Annotated in this window: 10 protein-coding genes; 1 reads left to right on the top strand and 9 read right to left on the bottom strand. The window is 55.3% G+C overall.

Going from position 1 to position 18,307, the window contains the following annotated elements; genetic code table 11:
- Window positions 1–46 precede the first annotated feature (46 nt).
- From yncE to AC6I8L_RS01885, 3 genes are all read right to left on the bottom strand, one after another.
- Window positions 47–1,096 (bottom strand): 7-bladed beta-propeller protein YncE, encoded by a 1,050-nt coding sequence (gene yncE, locus AC6I8L_RS01895; RefSeq protein WP_058962214.1) that lies wholly within the window; start codon window positions 1,094–1,096, stop codon window positions 47–49.
- A gap of 215 nt (window positions 1,097–1,311) precedes the next feature.
- On the bottom strand, window positions 1,312–1,521 hold the full coding sequence (locus AC6I8L_RS01890) for a YdgH/BhsA/McbA family protein (protein ID WP_034826853.1): 210 nt from the start codon (window positions 1,519–1,521) through the stop codon (window positions 1,312–1,314).
- A gap of 525 nt (window positions 1,522–2,046) precedes the next feature.
- A complete protein-coding gene (locus AC6I8L_RS01885; RefSeq protein ID WP_034826855.1) occupies window positions 2,047–3,234 on the bottom strand; it encodes an MFS transporter in 1,188 nt (395 codons plus the stop codon).
- A 103-nt stretch (window positions 3,235–3,337) separates the two neighbouring features.
- On the opposite strand from AC6I8L_RS01885, the gene AC6I8L_RS01880 reads away from it, so the two are divergent.
- A complete protein-coding gene (locus AC6I8L_RS01880; RefSeq protein ID WP_097118970.1) occupies window positions 3,338–4,288 on the top strand; it encodes an AraC family transcriptional regulator in 951 nt (316 codons plus the stop codon).
- Here AC6I8L_RS01880 and AC6I8L_RS01875 read toward each other — a convergent pair.
- The 6 genes from AC6I8L_RS01875 to gltP all read right to left on the bottom strand — a co-directional run bounded on the left by AC6I8L_RS01875 (window position 4,285) and on the right by gltP (window position 17,779).
- Window positions 4,285–5,829 (bottom strand): methyl-accepting chemotaxis protein, encoded by a 1,545-nt coding sequence (locus AC6I8L_RS01875; RefSeq protein WP_058960097.1) that lies wholly within the window; start codon window positions 5,827–5,829, stop codon window positions 4,285–4,287. The two genes, AC6I8L_RS01880 and AC6I8L_RS01875, sit on opposite strands and share 4 nt — an antisense overlap.
- Before the next feature lie 372 nt (window positions 5,830–6,201).
- The gene (locus tag AC6I8L_RS01870; protein WP_058960096.1) at window positions 6,202–12,285 is read right to left on the bottom strand and encodes an autotransporter outer membrane beta-barrel domain-containing protein; all 6,084 of its coding nucleotides are present in this window, start codon (window positions 12,283–12,285) and stop codon (window positions 6,202–6,204) included.
- 567 nt (window positions 12,286–12,852) lie between these two features.
- Window positions 12,853–14,292 carry a PTS N-acetylmuramic acid transporter subunit IIBC gene (gene murP, locus AC6I8L_RS01865; RefSeq protein WP_058960095.1) on the bottom strand — a complete coding sequence of 480 codons (1,440 nt, stop codon included), beginning with the start codon at window positions 14,290–14,292 and terminating at the stop codon, window positions 12,853–12,855.
- The gene (gene murQ / locus AC6I8L_RS01860) at window positions 14,292–15,203 is read right to left on the bottom strand and encodes an N-acetylmuramic acid 6-phosphate etherase (protein ID WP_058960094.1); all 912 of its coding nucleotides are present in this window, start codon (window positions 15,201–15,203) and stop codon (window positions 14,292–14,294) included. The genes murP and murQ overlap by 1 nt, the downstream gene beginning before the upstream one ends.
- Before the next feature lie 149 nt (window positions 15,204–15,352).
- The gene (locus AC6I8L_RS01855) at window positions 15,353–15,757 is read right to left on the bottom strand and encodes a type II toxin-antitoxin system HicB family antitoxin (RefSeq protein ID WP_058960093.1); all 405 of its coding nucleotides are present in this window, start codon (window positions 15,755–15,757) and stop codon (window positions 15,353–15,355) included.
- 720 nt (window positions 15,758–16,477) lie between these two features.
- Window positions 16,478–17,779, bottom strand: coding sequence for a glutamate/aspartate:proton symporter GltP (gltP, locus tag AC6I8L_RS01850; RefSeq protein ID WP_058960091.1), 1,302 nt, complete (start codon window positions 17,777–17,779; stop codon window positions 16,478–16,480).
- Window positions 17,780–18,307: the final 528 nt, after the last annotated feature.

Genomic DNA, 18,307 nt, shown 5'->3' with positions numbered 1-18,307 from the left:
TGCAAAGGGCGGCACACGCCGCCCTTGAGTTTCAGATAACTGCCGCTTACAGCGCGATGCGCAGGACGCTATCCGGATTTTTTGGTGGCTCTTTACGGGTGCCCGGCTGCTTAATGCTAACAAACAGCGCTTTACCGTCTGCTGACAGCGCCAGGCTGTTTGGCAGGCCCGGTGCTTTCACCGTGCGCTTCACTTTATAAGAGCTGGCGTCGATGATGCTGATTTCACCCGCTTTGCGATGGGTCACGTACAGCTCGTTGCGATCGGCATTGAACAGCACCGCCAGCGATTCTGGCACATCAATCTTATGAATCACCTGCTGAGTGCGGGAATCCAGCACCAGCACCTGAGGCTGTTTAGAGTCGCTCAGGAAAATGCGATGGCCATGGGTATCCAGCGCAATATTCAGGAAGAAGTGATCTTTGTCGCCATCAATTTTCTGACGTTTTTCAATCGCGTTCAGGCGCGTATTGATGGTCACCAGTTCGCCATCGGCGTTGGTTACGTACAACTTCTGTGCCGCAGAATCGATGGCCAGGCCAGTACCCATTTTACCGGTGTTCGGTACGGTGCTAACCAGCTTCAGGGTTTTGCCATCCACAACCCACACCACGCTCTGCTCACCGAGGCCGGTGACATACACGCGGTCGGTGGCCGCATCCGCAACCACTTCACGCGGCTGCAGTGGACGGACGGTTTCGCTGCGCTGACGTGCATCCAGCACCAGCGAGTTCAGCACTTTACCGCTGCTGGCATCCACCGAGGTCAGTGCCGCATCGCGTGTATTGCCAAAGAACAGCGTGTTGGTTTTCTGGTTGATGGCGGCGCCAAAGGTCGGCAGATCGGTATTGATGGTCTGCTTCACCGACAGATCCTGCGGATCGAGACGATAAACGGTGCCGCCTTTGGTGCTGGCGTTTTGCGCCGTGGCGAGGAACAGCGCGTTATCGCTGTTGCTGAATGCCAGTTCGTAAGCACCTTTGGAAATCACCTGGTTCAGCGGCTGAGACTCCGCTGCCAGTACCGCAGAGGAAGATAACAGCGCCGTTGCCAGCAGCAATGGACGCAACGCCCATGTTGTTTTAATCGCTTTCATAACTTCTCCATAGCAAATCCACCGCCTCATGGCAGTGAAGTGAAAGCCCGACAATGCAACCAATTTCAGAATGACAGCCCGAGGCGAGCCGACGAAGGATGTTAGTTTTTGAGAATAGTAATCATTTAGGTAGGAAAGTAACAGAATTTTATGCAGTTACCAACGCCGCCAGGGCGCCCTAAGGCACCCTGTCAGCACAGATCGTTAACGCAGACTTATTTGATCAACTCAGCAGTCATGTGCACGCCGTTGTTGAAATTGGCTTCAGTCACTTTATAGGAAGCACCAGCTTTGTGCGCCTGAGCAGCGATTTGCGCTTCTGCACCATCCAGCGTTGAAGCACATGCGGTGACGCTTTGCGCGAAGCTGGCGAATGGCAGAGCAGAGAGAGCGATAACAGCAGCAAAAGTTTTGATAGATTTCATGGTCAATTCCTCAATGATTTTTTATCGGATAAGGCGTCATCGCCTTGTTGAGATAAATAGTAGGCGTGAATTCGATCACAAAAAAGCAGAGAGATTTGCCGTAGTTATTCGATTAATTTGAATATAAAAAGCACATTTGGATTAACCTGTGTGCAAAGGGTTAAAAAACTGGTTTTTTAGAGTGGTGCAGGATTTATGTCTGAAACAGCTGCTTTTCAATCTGTCACCGTTTATGGCTTGAGGCAGGCATTTCAAAGAGATTGCTAACAATACGCACAAGTGTTCAGAAGCAGGCTGGGGCCGCTTTGGGACGGGCAATCCGCAGCGCCGAACAGAATGAGTCTGCCAGGATAGCCCGCAGGACGCGGGCGGAAGGCGGGGCGGCACAGGGACGTGCCATCCCCCGCCGTTCCGTCAGGCAGACGAATGACGTGAGGGCACCGCGTAGCGGCGCGAGGACGCCAGTCCCAAAGCGGCCCCAGCCTGCGTGATTACGCGTGACTAAACACCGGTGCCGCAGGTCAATTAACCGTGATGTCGAACGCGGGTGAAAATAGTGATAGCCGCCAGCAGCATCAGCACGCCGCTGGCGAGGAACACACCGCCCGCGCCGTTGAGATCAAACATCCAGCCACCGGCCGCAGCACCTGCGGTGATCGCCAACTGAATGGTCGCCACCAGCAAACCGCCGCCGGATTCCGCATCATCCGGCACCGCACGGGAGATCCACGTTGACCAGCCGGTCGGCATCGAACCGAATGCCAGGCCCCACATCGCCACGCCGGCACCGACCAGCCACGGCAGATTGCCAAAACTCACCAGCACCACCGCTGTCACACTCATTACCAGCGCCATGCCGGTCAGCGTCAGCGACACGCTGCGCGTCACCAGGTAACCCGCCAGTGAGGTGCCGAAGAAGTTCGCCACGCCAAACGCCAGCAGCACCAGCGACAGCTGATTGATATTGAGCTGCGCGCTGCTTTCCAGGAACGGACGCAGATAAGTAAAGAAGGCAAAGTGTCCGGTGAACATCATGATCACCGCCAGCATGCCCCAGCGCATCAAGCCGTTACGCAGCAGATCCAGCACGCCGCCGCTGCGCGCTTTATTCTCTGGTGGCATCGCAGGCAGTGTGAAGAACTGCCAGAACAGCGCCAGCACGCCCAATGCACCGGTCAGCAGGAAGATATTACGCCAGCCAATAATGCCGCCGAGATAACTGCCCAACGGTGCGGCAATGATGGTCGCCAGCGAAATGCCGCTAAACACTATCGACAGCGCCTTTGGCACCTGATCGCTGGGTACCAGCCGCATAGTGATGGCAGTGGAAAGCGTCCAGAAGCCGCCAATCGCCATGCCGAGCAGCACGCGCGCCAGCAGGATCATTGGCAGATTTTCTGCAAAGGCCACCAGCAGCGCCGAGGCAATCAGCAGCAGCGTAAAGGCCAGCATCACGACACGACGATCGAGACGACGCGTAAGGTTGCCGACCACCAGACTGGTGAGCAATGCCACCAGCGCAGTCACGGTCACCGTTTGGCCCGCTTGCCCTTCGCTCACCTGCAGCGAGTCGGCAATCGGTGTCAGCAAGCTCACCGGCAGAAATTCGGCAGTGATCAGGCCGAACACGCCAAACGCCATGGCAAACACCGCGCCCCATGCGGGTTTATCCACCGCTATACTTGTTTCGACTACTTCAGTATCCAGACTCATTTGCGATCCCCATCACAAAAATTCAGGTTGTAAGCATAGTGAGATGACGCAAGACGATCTATGATACAAAAACTTTGTTTTTTGATAATTCGTCTGGATTCGTATGAGCCGCTATGAAGATCTGACCAGTGAACTGCTGATGGGCATGCGCCTGTACGGCGTGAAATATCAGCGTATCGCCTTACATAACCCTTTTGGTTTGCAATACGATGACGCGCCGGGCAAGGCACAATTGCACTTTGTTGGCCGTGGATCGTTAATGATCCGCTCAGCGTCTGGCGTGATCTATCCGTTGCAGGCAGGCGATGCGATGCTGATCCCGCACGGCAAAGCGCACGCGTTGATCTCCAGCGAAGACGCCATTTGTGAACCGATTGGCACCTTCAACAGCAAACCGATCTGTGGCAGCGTCTGTGACATCGCTGACAGCAGCGAAGGTTGCCCGGACGACAGCGATGTCATTTTATTTAGCGCCTGCATGGCGTTTGAACTCGGCGGCATGCAGCCGCTGGTACACACCATGCCGGATGTCATGCTGGTGAGTACCTTGCTGGCGCAGTACCCGGAAATCCAGCCGATTCTCGATGCGATGGAGCGTGAAACCCGCGAGCGCAAAGCCGGTTTCGCCGGGATTCTGTCCCGACTGGCGGATGTGGTGGCGGCGCAGATTGTGCGCGGCTGGGTGGAAAACGGCTGCGGCAAAGGCAGTGGATTAGTGCAGGCACTGCGCGATCCGCGTCTTAGCCTGGCGATGGCAGCCATGCATCGTGAGCCGGGCGAAAACTGGACGGTGGAGCGGCTGGCACGCGAATCGGGCAGTTCACGCTCAGTGTTTGCCGCCCGTTTTCAAACGGCTACCGGCATGACGCCGCTGCGCTACCTCACTGAACTGCGCATGCGGCTGGCGGTGGAACGTATCGTCAATGAGGGCGAAGCGGTGGAAAGCGTCGCCTTCCACCTCGGATACGGCTCGCTGGCGGCGTTTAGCCGGGCGTTTAAACGCATTGTCGGCTCACCACCCGGCGCATTAAGGGCAGCGCGCGAGACGCTTTAACGAAACACGCTGATCGCTTCCACCAGGCGATTCGCCTGACGCGTCATGCGCCCGGACGCTTCGGCGCTTTCCGCCACGCGAGCGGCATTCTGGTGCGTGATATCGTCGAGATCTTCCACTGCAGTACTCACTTCACTTAACGCGATGGACTGTTCCGCCGTGGCAGAACTGATCTGGGCAATCAATGCCGTGACATTTTGCACCTGGTCGACAATATCCTGCATGGTGCGCCCGGCCGCATCAGCGTGATTACTGCCCGACTGCACGCGACCCGCGCTGGTCTCCACCAGTGTTTTGATTTCACTGGCGGCTTTGGCGCTACGCTGCGCCAGGCTGCGCACCTCGCCCGCGACCACCGCAAACCCTTTGCCCTGCTCACCGGCACGCGCCGCTTCCACCGCGGCGTTTAACGCCAGAATGTTGGTCTGGAAAGCGATGCCGTCAATCACGCTGGTAATATTGGCGATGCGTTTCGAGCTGTCGGCGATCTCCGCCATCATCCCCACCATCTCCTGCATCACTTCACCGCCTTTCAGCGCGGCGTGGCTGGTATTTTCTGACAGCTTGTTTACTTCATTAGCCGTATCGGTGTTGCTTTTCACCGTGGCGGTCATTTCATTCATGGTGGCGGCGGTCTGCTGCACGTTGGCCGCCGCCTGCTCAGTGCGACGGCTCAATTCGTCGTTGCTGCGCGCTATCGCACCGCTGGCACTGAGTACATTGATCGCCTGGCCGCTCACATCATCCACCAGCCAGCGGAACATCAGGCCGAGCTGTCCGATGGCACGCAGCGTGATGCCGATTTCATCCACACGATCTAACTGATCCACCTTATGACTGGCGCCAGTGGCGACGCTTAATGCCTGGCGGCAGATGCGCTCCATCGGACGGGAAATCTGCTGCTCCAGCCATAGGCTCGCCAGCAGCAATAAACCTGCCATGCCTGCGGCAAAGCCGCCCAGCGCCATTGGTGACATCCCCAGCAGCCAGACGCCGATAACAGACAGCGGCAGTACGGCCAGCAAAGTAGAGCGAATACGCCAGCGCAGCGGCATAATTTTTAACAGTGATCCGAGACGACGCCAGCCGGTGCCGACCAGCAACCCTTTATGGAAACGGCGGCCTTTGGCCCGCCCTTCGCGGAAATCACGGTACAGCGCTTCGGTCTGACGGATCTCTTCGGCGGAAGGTTTGGTGCGTACCGACATGTAACCCTGCACCTTACCTTCGCGCACCACCGGAATCGCATTGGCTCGCACCCAATAGTGATCACCGTTCTTACGACGATTTTTCACCAGCGCGGTCCAGGGTTCGCCCTGTTTCAGCGTAGCCCACATATCGGCAAACGCTTCCGGCGGCATATCCGGGTGACGCACCATGTTATGCGGTTGACCGTTAACCTCCTCCGGCTCAAAGCCGCTGACCTCAATAAAGGCGTCGTTGGCATAGGTAATGTGGCTATTGAGGTCGGTGGTCGACATCAGCGTGGCGTCATCGTCAAAGATGAATTCACGCTGAGTGATAGGCTGGTTGTTCCGCATGTGTGTTGTCCTTGCAAAATGCAGGCTAAAGGAAAAAATCAATTACACTTTTTTACCTTTTCGGCAGCGCAGGGAGCGGTCTTTAGCGATGAGAATTAATTTTTATCTTGAATTAAAGCCACAGTGAACAATATCCCTGTTTTTTGTAGCAGAAATTCATCGATAAAATTTTATTTAGAGTATATGAAATCAAGGTTTTGCCGAGGCGCAAGATGAGAAAGGTGCACAGCAATATGCACCTCAGCCCATCCTGCAATTAATGGCGATCAGGCCGAATACCGTATCCGTTTAACAACGCCATATAACGCGACTTGTCCAAATACCGCAGCCCTTTAATGACGACATTAAAGGCAACGCTTGAAATGTCCTCATTTAAAACTGCCACCTTACGCCCACGTTATAGCGCCAACCTTTGGCACCGTTGCCGCTGATCTCTTTGCGATAATCCGCCTCTGCATACAGTGACACATCTTTCTGCAACGTGGCGGTCCCGCCTGCGCCCACTTCCCACATCTGACCAAAGTGGCCGCTGGTGAAAGTGGCGCTCAATGCCGGGTTTTCCAGCGAGGAGACGTTGGTGTCCGCCGTGCCGCCCCAACCTTTGTAGTAATTGGCGCGCAGGTAAGGGGTGTACTGGCGGTTGCTGTCATCCGTCCAGGTGCGATCGAGTCGTGCGCCCAAACGTCCGATGGTCTGGTTGTAATCGCCGTAACGCACCTTGTTGCCGTCTTCATCGGTAAAATCGTTCATATTCAGCTTCATGTACATCAACTGCGCCTGCGGTTCCAGTTTGTAGCCATCGCCGAGAGCAAACGGATAACCGCTCTCGAGTGAGGCCGTCCAGCCATGACCTTTTAGCTTCGCCTCTTGTTTTTGCCGTGCGATATCGGTTTCACCACGATGCCAGTCGAATGACAGCACGCCATCCAGATAAAACCCGTTCTGTCGCTGCCAGGTGCCGTAAAAGGCCAGGCTATCGCTATCGAAGGTGGTGCTGCTGTAACCGTCGGCGGCATCCGGACGGATGCGCGTGTTACCTCGGGTATAGGCTAAGCCACCGCGCAGGCTGTCTTTCTCACCGTCGAGGCGTAGCACGTTACCACCCACCTGCACCGCGCTGTAATCCAGATCGAAGTCATAGCCGTAATCGCGGAAGCGCTGGTCACTTTTGTATTTCAGGTTGGAACCGATGTAGCGCAGGAACATTTCGCCGCCATCGCCTTCCGGTCGTGTCTGCTCATGACGCAACTCACCAAGACGCTTATGCAAATCGTCGATAATCGCCGAGGTATAATAAGCAAGGCCAACCGGGGCGGAGATATAGGACGGCACCTGCGGCACCACAGCGGGACGCGCATCGTAGCTTTGCCCGCTGCCGAACGCATCGGTAATAAAGGTCGATGGGCAGCTGGCGCCATCTTCACACACGTAATAATTCGCCAGCCGGTAATCCCAGTAATTGTTGCCACTGCCGCTGACTAAACGCTGGCTGGGATCGGTACTGCCCGGTGCGAAGGTGTAGAGCCGGTATTGCCAGGGCCCTGCGCCGAGATAACCATCTTTAAGGACAAAACTCTCAGGGCCAGCGCTACCCGCGACCTGTGCCAGAGAAATCCCCTCGTTGCCTTCAATGCCGCCATTGCGATTCAGGTCCGTTAGCGCGCCGGTACTGCTGTCGGTCAGTTTAATATTCACCAGCGTGGTGCCGGTGGCATTACCCGTGACATTGAGATGGTCGGTGAACTGGTTGTTCAGCGCGCCACCTGCGTTAAGGTCAGTGATCAGATTAAGCTGGCCGCCACTGGAAGCCAGCGAACCATTGATATTCAAGGTGTTGCCCGGCGATCCCGCGCCGTTAGTCAGGTCGAGAATACCGGCGTTGTTCACCGTAAGTGAATCCGCCGTGCCCCCCGCTAACGTCGGATGCACATTGTTGCCCGCATACAGCGTTGAATTCTCATCGATATTAATGGTGCTGTGCGCCAGTTTGAGGTTGTCAGTGAGCGTCCATTGGGTATCGGCAAAATTGATGGTGCTCCAACCGCTGCCGAGGTTTACCCCTTTATTGAGATCGTCAGCGCCCAGGCTGCCACCACGTGAATCGATCTGATTAAACGTCAGCGTGTTTCCGGTTCCGCTGCCGCTGGTGAGGTGGTAGGTGGTGCCGAGATCCACCTTACTGACCTCCGCATTATTGTTATTGTCATTGCCCATGGTCAGGCTGCCGTTAAGCGATCCGCCCGTCCAGCGGAACACATCGGCCCCGCCACCGGGGTTGATATCGCCGCGCACCTCCCCTTCGGTCAGCAGGATTTCATCATTAGCATTGCTGCCTGCCACCGCCACGGTTTGTGGATTGACGGTGATGATTTTACCGAAGTTTTCGAAGAGGGTTTTACCGCCGCGCAAATCCACCACCGGCGCCGTCAGGCTGTTGGAGGAGAACGTCCCGGTGTTGACGATAGTGCCCGCCGTGCTGGAGATCAGGGCCGATCCGCCCGCCGGATTATCGATCGTGACATCTGCGGCGGTAGTGACATTGCCGGTGGTGTTGGCGCGGATGCCGCTGCCGCCCGCGCCGGTGACATTAAATTGATAGCCGGAGCCCAGTGTTAAATCGCCGCTGGTGGTCGATCCATCCGCATTAGCGATGTTCAGACCCGTACCGCTGCCGGTCACATTGGTGGTGACCGTTGAGGCCGGATCAAACGGCACCGCAGTGCGGATCCCGTTGCCATTCGCCACGTTGAGCGTCAGGTTGCTCAGGCTAACATTGCTAAGTTCTGCCCGGTTTTCGATGCCATTGCCGCTGCCCAGTACGTTGACCGTGGCGTCGCTGGCGCTAAGCGCGCTGGCACCGTTATCGACCAGGATGCCGTGCGCAGTGCCACGCGTGGTGATCACGGTATCGCTGCCGGTTAACGCCAGCTGTGCGCCGTCACTGATGCGCACGCCTGCCACACCGTTATCGACATTGATCACGCCGCCTTTGGCCAGCGTGCTGCCGCTGCCAGACACATCCAACCCGGTGCCATTCGCCACATTGACCGTACCGTTATTGGTCAGCGTGCTGCCCACGCGTGAGCGAATACCGATAGTGTTGCTGCCGGTAAGATCCACCGTACCGTTGTTCACCAGTGTGGCGCCGTTGGTGACATCAAAGCCGATGGCGTTGCTGCCTGCGCCGTTGAGATTGCCATTGCTGGTGACGGTGGTGGCTGCTGAGGTACCATCCAGCGCGTTGCTGAGATCGGTGCGCAGATTATTGACCAGCACACCGACAGCACGATTGCCGCTCAGGTTAATGCTGCTGCCGCTATCGAGTGTTGCCGCGGCGCCGCCTTCGGCACGGATCGCCGTGCTGTCCTGGCCGCTGGCGGTAAGATTGACATTCGCCGTGTTCAGCGTGCTGCCACGGCCAGAAACGATCACGCCGGTGCTGTTGGCAGCACTGGCGGTGAGCGTCACTGGGTTGCTGAAGCTCAGCCCAGCGCCATCATCAATACGGTATCCGGTGGAATTCAGCGTATTCACGTCCAGCGCGTTGGCGGCAGAGTTGATACGTGAACCACTGCCCGCCGCGTGATAAGCAATCTGATCGCTGCTGTTGAAGTTAGGCGTCGAGCCAGTCGCGATATTCACCAATGCGCCGTTGAGCGCTTCCGCGCCTATCGCACCTGTGCCGTTAAGATTCAAGCTGCCACTGTTGAGGTTAGCAATCGCCCGGCTACCGCTGGCGCTCACGCCCCGGCTGCGACTGGTGGTGCTGCCGCCATTAACGTCGATGTTGCCGCTGTTGTTGGCCGTGGTATTGGCCGTGCTGCCGCTGCTGTTCACCGCAATGCCGGTACCGCCATCGTTGATGCTGATGTTACCGCTGTTAGTACCGGTCGCACCGCTCTCCACGCGAATGCCAGTGGCGTTAGCGCCGCTGAAAGCAATGTTGCCAGTGTTATTGAGCTGTGCGCGATTGCGCGCCAGATAGCCAATCAATCCACTTTGCGATGAATTCAGTGCCGCAGCAGAACTTAACGTCGTGCTGGTCACCGGCGCACCGCTATTACTGCCTGCCAGCGTATGCTTTTGCCCATCGACAATCGCGCCAATCGCGTTGTTGCCGGTGAGGTTGATGGTAGTGTCATTGTCGATGGTGCCCGTTGCCCCGCCTTCAATATTCACACCAGTGGCGCCTGCACCACTGACGTTGAGCGTGGCATTGCGGGTGTTAACTTCGGTACCGCCGGTGCCGCTGCCGTTCACCGCCACAGAACCCGCGCCCGATGCGGTGAGTGACAGATCGGTGCCGTCAAAATCCGCGCCCTGCTCAACGCGGAACAGTGTCGAGTTGGTGGTGGTGACATTGAACGGATTGTTGCCTGCTATGTTAATCCGCGCATTGGGGCCATAGGCGAAGAAAGCGATTTGATTACTGCCGTTACTGAACGTCGGTATTGCGTTAGCCGCTACTTCCACCGTGGCATTGCCGCGTGCGTGCACGCCAATCGCGCCCGTGCCGCTCAGATTCACCGGTCCGTTGACGTCTGCACTGGCCTGTCCGGTGCCCTGGCCCTCCACCCACACGCCAAAGTTGCGTGTACCGCTGGCGGGATCGGCCCCCCCGGCAACGTTAATGGTCCCCGTTGAACTTGCAGAAGCGTTATTGCCACTGGTCGCCACGACTTTCACGCCCGTGCCATTGACGCCGTTAAGGTTAATGGTGCCACTGTTATCGATGGTGCCGCTGCTGTTGGTCACCGACATCCCGACGTTTTCACGCGGCACGGTCGCGGCAGCACCATTCACATCAATGGTGCCATTATTGACCATCGTGACCCCGCTGGCACCGGTCGCCGACATGCCCGCCGCGTTCTGCACCTTTGAGCCAATCACGATGTTGCCGTTGTTGGTGGCAGAACCGTTTGCCACCAGCGCGATCCCGCTGGTCAGGCCGCTCTGATTCATGGCGGTATCCGCCACGTTGTCGGTCAGGCTGTTTTGAGGACCACGACCAATATAAATCTGCCCATCGGCATTGTTGGTGAAGGTGGAGGTCGGCGATGTCAGCAGTACGCCCGATGCTGTACCGCGCGCGCTGGAGCCGTTCACGCCGACGTTGATATTGCCGCTGTTGCGGGATGTAGCGTCATCCTCCAACCGAATACCGGCTACGCCATACTGCGAGTTACTACCGATCGTCGCCAGATTGACGATGCCGTTGTTGTTAAACGCACTGCCGCTCTGCACAAGCACCCCATTGGCACCGTAGCCGGTGGAGCCAATACCCGTGCCATCCTGGCGATTGAGGAACCCACCGTTGATCACGCCAGTCGTGCTGGTACTGCCGTTGCTGTTGCCAGAAAGCACCAGTGCCGTGCCGTTATTGGCGAGGGTGCCGCGGCTGGCGAGCTTGCCATTAATCACCGCCTGCGCGCCGTTGGAGGCTTTAATCGCCCCGCCTGTCGAACCCACGAATTCCAGTGTGTTGCCCGCCACGAGATTGACGCGAGCGTCTGGGCCATCGGCATTGACCACGATGCGGTTGCCAATCGGCTGCGTGACTTCATCCGGCGGTGTGGCGCTGACGTCGTACACAATATTGCCATTGGTGACGGTCACCGCTTTGTTGAATTCGGTCAGGTAGTTGGCTTTATCAAGATTGCCCGCCTGCAACTGACCAATCAGCCAGTTATTGTAAGTCTGCAATTCGCTGGCGCTGGTGACGGTGAAGGTGTGTGTGACGCCATCCAGCGTTTGCACATTCACGCTGCCGTTGTAAGTCGCCAGATTTTGCACCTGAAAGGATTGCGTGGCGCCTGCACCATCCGGTGTCGCGGCAGTGCCGAAGAAGCTGATGCGGTTGTTGGAATTCCAGTTCAGCGTGCTGTTGCTGCCCACCTGAAACAGCGTGGTCTGCTTCGCTGCCATGCTCCAGCTGTTGGTGCTGGCGCTGCTGGCGGCATTCGCTTGCCCAAGATTTACATCAAGCAGGCCACCGTTGGAAACATCCGCGATGCGCGTGTTGATGTATTGATCGCCGTTAACGTTGACTACGTCCGGCACGGCGGTATCGGAAGTCACTGGCGTTTGTGCCACCAGGCTGGCGGAGTTGTAGACCTGGAAGGTGGTGTTACCGCCCGTGGTAGAATCGGGAACGGTGATGGCGAAGTTCTGCGGACCGGGATCAAGACGCGTTTGATTCAGAAACTGCGCACCCGATGTGATATTGACCTGACCGAGACTGGAGTTCACTGAACCATCAGTTCCCGGTGCAAAATCAGGATTGCCGTCCAGCGTTTCGTTACTGCCATTAACGTCAATACGCTGCTCGCCAAAGAGGTTGTCATTAATTTTCGGTGAATAGCTTCCCAGCGTAATGGCTTGCGCACTTATCGCCGGATAAAACAGCGCCTGCGCGGCTAATATTCCGAACGCAATCGGGTTTAATTTAAACTTCATACTTCCTCCAGTGGGCGTGCAGCGTCCACGCTGTTATTGCAACAGCGTTAAATTCATCGCGAGGGATGCAACGGCAGGAATAACACCAACCCCGATGAGCAATTAATTTCTGAGAGCCACTGTGTGAAGAAAGTCTGGTGCAGCGAATAAGCGGTTAAAACTGTTTTTATAGATTAATTGGCTTTAGGTATAGACTTTTCTGCCATCGGACGCAAAAGGTAAATAGGGGTAACCCATTGTCATAATGGCGAAATAATTGTGAGGCGGGGTAAATTATTGGCAATAATTGAGTCCAGGAGTTTCCAATAATTAGCCTGCTATCTTATTAATATTTTCTTTATTTTTTTTTAGCAGTTTACTTACGAATGGCACGGCATGTTCGGCGATATCCGCGTCAGGCTAAGCGATACGGCGAATCGCAAAAATGTGACACGCATCACATTTAAAATCATCCAATCATCAAGGTTTTGCCGGCGTACCCCCCTAGCAGCACGACATATCAGGCTTCATTCCAGCTTCACCGTAGCGGCATAATGTCGTGTGCTGCTACGGTGAATAACAATGGCGTTAGCTGAGATCGACGCCTTTGGTTCCGCCCCACCAGGTAAAGGCAAATCCACCGACCCACGCCACGATTAATCCGGCGAGATACACCGCCATACCGGCAAAGATCCCCTGTGAAGAGGTCATCAGCGGCAACGTAACTAATCCGGAAGGCCCAAATACCGTATTCATCCCCACCGGCAGACCAAGCCAGGCTACCAGACCAATGAAGAATCCACCCAGCGCACCGCCACAACAGGCAGTAATAAATGGCTTCAGGCGCGGCAGCGTAACGCCATAAATCAACGGTTCGCCCACGCCCAACAGGCCCGGCACTATTGCGCCCTTGATTTGCGTACGCAGCAGCGAGTGCTTATCGGCCTTGCACCACAGCGCGAGAGAAGCCCCAACCTGACCCGCACCCGCCATCGCCAGAATCGGGAATAATGAGTTAAAGCCCTGGGTTTCCATCAGCGCAAAATAGACCGGGATGAAACCCTGATGAATCCCGAACATCACTGCAATTAAAAACAGACCGGCCAAAATAGCGCAGCCAAAGGGATTGTTATTGAGATGAATAAACAACCATGACATGCCTTTAAATAACTCACCGCCAATCGGCATAATCACCATAAAGGTGATGGCGCCGGTAATTAATAACGTGAGTAACGATGTTAAAATCATGTCGAGATTATCGGGGATAATTTTACGCAGTTGTTTCTCAATCCACGCACCGAATATCGCCGCCAATAATACGCCGATAATATTGCCGCGCGGGTCAATCGCCATGCCAAAGAAATCTGACATTCCGCTGTAATAACCCACGGTGGCTTTTGGCATATAACCGAGCACAAACAGTGAAGCGATAATGGCACCGTTCACGCCAGTGCCACCAAAGGCTTTCTGCGCGTTATAACCAATGAGGATGCTCAGGAAGGTGAACAGCCCCTTGCCGAACACTTTCATGTAGGCCACGGTATCCAGCAGCCACTGCGCATGTTCACCGGGCTGGTTGAGGTGGAAAATCTGCTCAATCAGTGTGGCAAATCCCAACAGCAAACCGGCACCAATAAAGCCGGGAATCAATGGCGTGAAGATGGTGGCGAAGCAGGAGAGAAAACGGTGCAGCGCGCTGGTTTGCTTCGCTTTCATCTGCTGCTTTTGGGCAGCAGCAATAGTGCTGAGATCCTGCGGTTTTTCCGTTTCATCGCTATCCAGTAATCCCTGCATTTTCTCAGCGGCGGTTTGCGCTTTGCCGGGCCCCAGTACGATTTGCAGCTGCGCATCACTGTCGATCACCCCCAATACGCCGGGCAGCGTTTTCAGTTGGGCATGATCGACTAATGTGGCATCCGCGAGCGTCAGGCGCAGACGCGTCATGCAATTGCCGCACTGCACAATGTTATGTGCGCCTCCCACCGCTTGCCGAATATCGCGCAGTAATCCTTCGGTGATGGCAGCCATTATTGCGCTCCTGCGTCACGCAACGCGTTACGGATAAAGCCGCTGTTTTGCTTCAGCAGCGCCTGGGCCTCGCTGGCATCCAATCCTGCCAGCACCATCACAATCGCCGTTTTGCAGTGACCGTGACACGCGTTCAGCGCCTGCTGCGCGGTGGCATCGTCGCAGTCAGTGGCCTGTTTGACGATGTTGATTTGGCGCTGCACCAGTTTTTGGTTAGTGGCTTCGACATCCACCATCAGGTTGCCGTACACCTTGCCACTGCGGATCATCGCGCCGGTGGTCAGCATATTGAGCACCAGCTTTTGTGCCGTACCGGCTTTCATACGCGAAGAACCGGTGACCACTTCTGGCCCCACTACCGGGGTGAGTGCCACATCCGCAGCCTGTGACATTGGGCTGTTAGGATTGCAGGTTAACGCCGCGCTAAATGCGCCCTGCTGTTTCGCATAGGCTAACGCGCCCAATACATAGGGTGTACGGCCACTGGCGGCAATCCCCACCAGTACATCATTAGCGTTGAAATCGATGTCCTTTAAATCCTGTGCGCCCTGTTCTACGTTATCTTCCGCGTTCTCCACCGCCTGCAAAATCGCGGTGTGGCCGCCAGCAATTAAACCGACGACCTGCGAGCGCGGCGTGCCAAAAGTCGGTGGGCACTCGCTGGCATCGAGAATACCGAGGCGGCCTGACGTGCCCGCTCCGCAATAAATGAGGCGCCCGCCTTTACTGAAGGCTGCAGTAATCGCATCCACCACCTGCGCAATCTGCGGCACAATCGCTTCCACTGCCAGTGCCACTTTTTTGTCTTCATCATTAATGACGCGCAACATCGCTTCGGTGGGTAGCTCGTCAATGTTTTGGCTCGCTGGGTTACGCCCTTCGGTGATCATCTGGCTCAGGTCGATCTGCATCACGCACTCCTGTAAAAGAATAATTTATTCGAAAAAATATATACTATTTTGAATTGTTAATTCCTGATCGGTCATCATGTTTTTGTACTTTTTGCAGAGGCTGGCAAAAAAAAACCGCCGGATGGCGGGTAGATGTTTAGCTATGTTGGTTACGCGTTCGCTAATTCTCTGCGCGCTAACTCCGCCAGGAAACCGCTGCGCGAACCATATTCGCGGTGGGATTCGACATAACTGTCAATTTTGCTGAGTAGATTTTGTGGCAAAGTGATATTGAGCTTTACCGCTTTACCTTCATAGCGACTCAGATCGATCTCCACAAATGCCCAGTAACCTCCCTGACAGGCTTCATCATGAATGTGAGTCTCAATATCTGCCGCTTTAGGGATGGCTTTGCTGGCATCCGCTAAAGATTCTACGTGTACATCAATCGCGTTAAATGCATCGCGCAGCGCATCATCTACGCTTTTGCCTGCAAAAAAACATCCCTCCACATCTGGCACAAAACCTGACCAGCTGTTGTCCTCTGTCCTATGCAGATAAACGGGGAATCTCATGTTCAGTCCTCACTAAAAAGGAATATTTGAGTGGTTATAGTGGGTATAAAATTAAGCATGATTCAGGCAATGGAAAATACAGGACGCGTCTTGGATAGTAAAAAAACAGCTGAATGACGTGCATTGTGCAATAACGCAGTCTGGGGCCGCTTAGGGTCTGGCGTCCTCACGCCGCTAACGCGGTGCCCTCACGTCATTCGTCTGCCTGACGGAACGGCGGGGGATGGCACATCCATGTGCCGCCCCGCCTTCCGCCCGCGTCCTGCGGGCTATCCTGGCAGACTTATTCTGTTCGGCGCTGCGGATTGCCCGTCCCTAAGCGGCCCCAGCCTGCTCCTGAACTTTTGTGCGTTTTGCTAAAAAAGGCACCAATACAAATGGCCGTAGGCCCTCTGCGGCTGCAAGGACTATCCGCAGCGCTGAGGCTTTTACGTTGGGCCAGGAGCCAGGCGCAGGGATACGACTGGCAGTTCGGGTTGGCCAGGATGGCCTTACCCGAACGATCCGTCGGCACGACGTGGAAGCCGAAGGCACCGCGTCAGCGGCGCGAGGACTGACCTTGTAGCCGCAGAGGGGCCAAGGCCCGCACCCACGTACAAACAAAAAAGGCTGCCATTTATGAAAATGGCAGCCTTACAGGAACTCTACTTAACTAACAATCCATTCACCAAATGGCGAGGCTTGAGCGGCGCGATGATGAAACACTCACTTTATCGTGCCTTAACTGGCTTTCTGTGTGCGCAGTTCCAGCTCGTAGGCTTCGGCCTGCCTGGTGTCGAACTGGTTTTCCCAGCGTGCAATCACCAGCACCGCCAGCGCATTACCGATCACATTCAGCGCAGTACGCGCCATGTCCATGATGCGGTCCACACCGGCGATAAACGCCAGGCCTTCCAGTGGAATACCCACGCTGCCCAGCGTTGCCAGCAGCACTACGAAGGAGACGCCCGGCACGCCAGCAATCCCTTTCGAGGTCACCATCAGCGTCAGCACCAGAATGATTTCATCGGTCAGCGACAGGTCGATACCGTACAGCTGCGCGATAAAGATCGCCGCGATGCTCTGATACAGCGTTGAACCATCGAGGTTGAATGAGTAACCGGTCGGCACCACGAAGCTGGTGATGGCTTTCGGCGCACCGTAGGCTTCCATCTTCTGCATGATGCGTGGCAGCACGGTTTCTGAACTGGAGGTGGAATAGGCCAGAATCAGCTCATCTTTCAGGATGCGCATCAGCGTGGTAATACGCAGTTTACACATGCGCGCGACCGTTCCCAGCACCACGAAGGCAAAGAACAGAATCGCTACGTACACCAGTAGCACCAGCTTGGCCAGCGGATAGAGCGAGGCAAAACCAAAGTTGGCGATAGTGACCGCAATCAGCGCAAACACACCGACTGGTGCATAACGCATGATCATGTGCGTCACTTTAAACATGGTTTCAGACACTGAACGGAACACGGTCACCAGCGGATCACGATGTTCTGAAGGCAGCGCTGACAAGCCCATACCAAACAGCACCGAGAAGAAGATAATCGGCAGCATGTCGCCCTTCACCAGCGAGGCGAAAATGTTCTGCGGGATCAGCGACAGAATGGTGGTCACCAGGCCGTGAGGCGCCCCCTGTACCGCTTCCGTTGTGGCTTCGTATTTAGAGATGTCCACCGTTACCAGCGTAGACATATCAATGCCGCTACCTGGCTGGAATACGTTGGCCAGCGTAATGCCGACCACAATGGCAATGGTGGTGATCACTTCAAAATAGACGATGGTTTTGACACCAATACGCCCCAGTTTTTTCGCATCGCCAACGCCAGCAATGCCGACAATCAGGGAGGAAATTACAATCGGCACCACAATCATCTTGATCAGATGAATGAAGATGTCGCCTGCAGGGGTGAGAATGTTAGTGATTAACCATTCACGATCGTCTGGCTGATTATGCAGCACGGTTCCGACGATAACGCCGAGAATCAAGGCAATCAAGATTTGCCAGGCAAGGGTGAGCTTAAAACCTTTCATAACGCGTTACTTTCCTCAGTAAAAACCCCTTTGCTCCTCTGCGAAGCTGCAGAAGACATGACGCACAGGGAAGTGAGCAAAAGCCCGATAAAATAGAGGGTTATAGTGGACTGCATCAGACACTGCTGCGTAAGCATTTTGCGCCTGCGCGATGATGCAGCCTGAGTGGATACCTGCTGAACAGGGCCGAGATAAGTACCATTTTCACTGCGGTAATTGCAACCCCTGGGGGGTTAGCGTAAATCCTGCGCAACTGAGTAGCATAAAATGCTGACATTAACTTTTAGTCATAACTCGCTGTTATGAAAAGTGTTAATTCGATAATTTTCCGCATAGCTATTCAATTTCGGGCAAAAAACCGCCTGGCGCGTTTGCTGATTATTTAACCAGAGACAACGTCTGATTCCGCGAAAAATCCCAGACTGGGCCTCATTGGTTTCCGTGATGAACAGTATGAATTCGGGCGCTTTTCAGGCATACAAAAGGTCGTGATCCAGACTACAAAACAGAAACAAAGCCCAGTCACGC

The sequence above is a fragment of the Type-E symbiont of Plautia stali genome, assembly GCF_059731115.1.
Note: the sequence above shows the minus strand (reverse complement) of the source record. Positions and strands in the feature narration are given on the sequence as shown.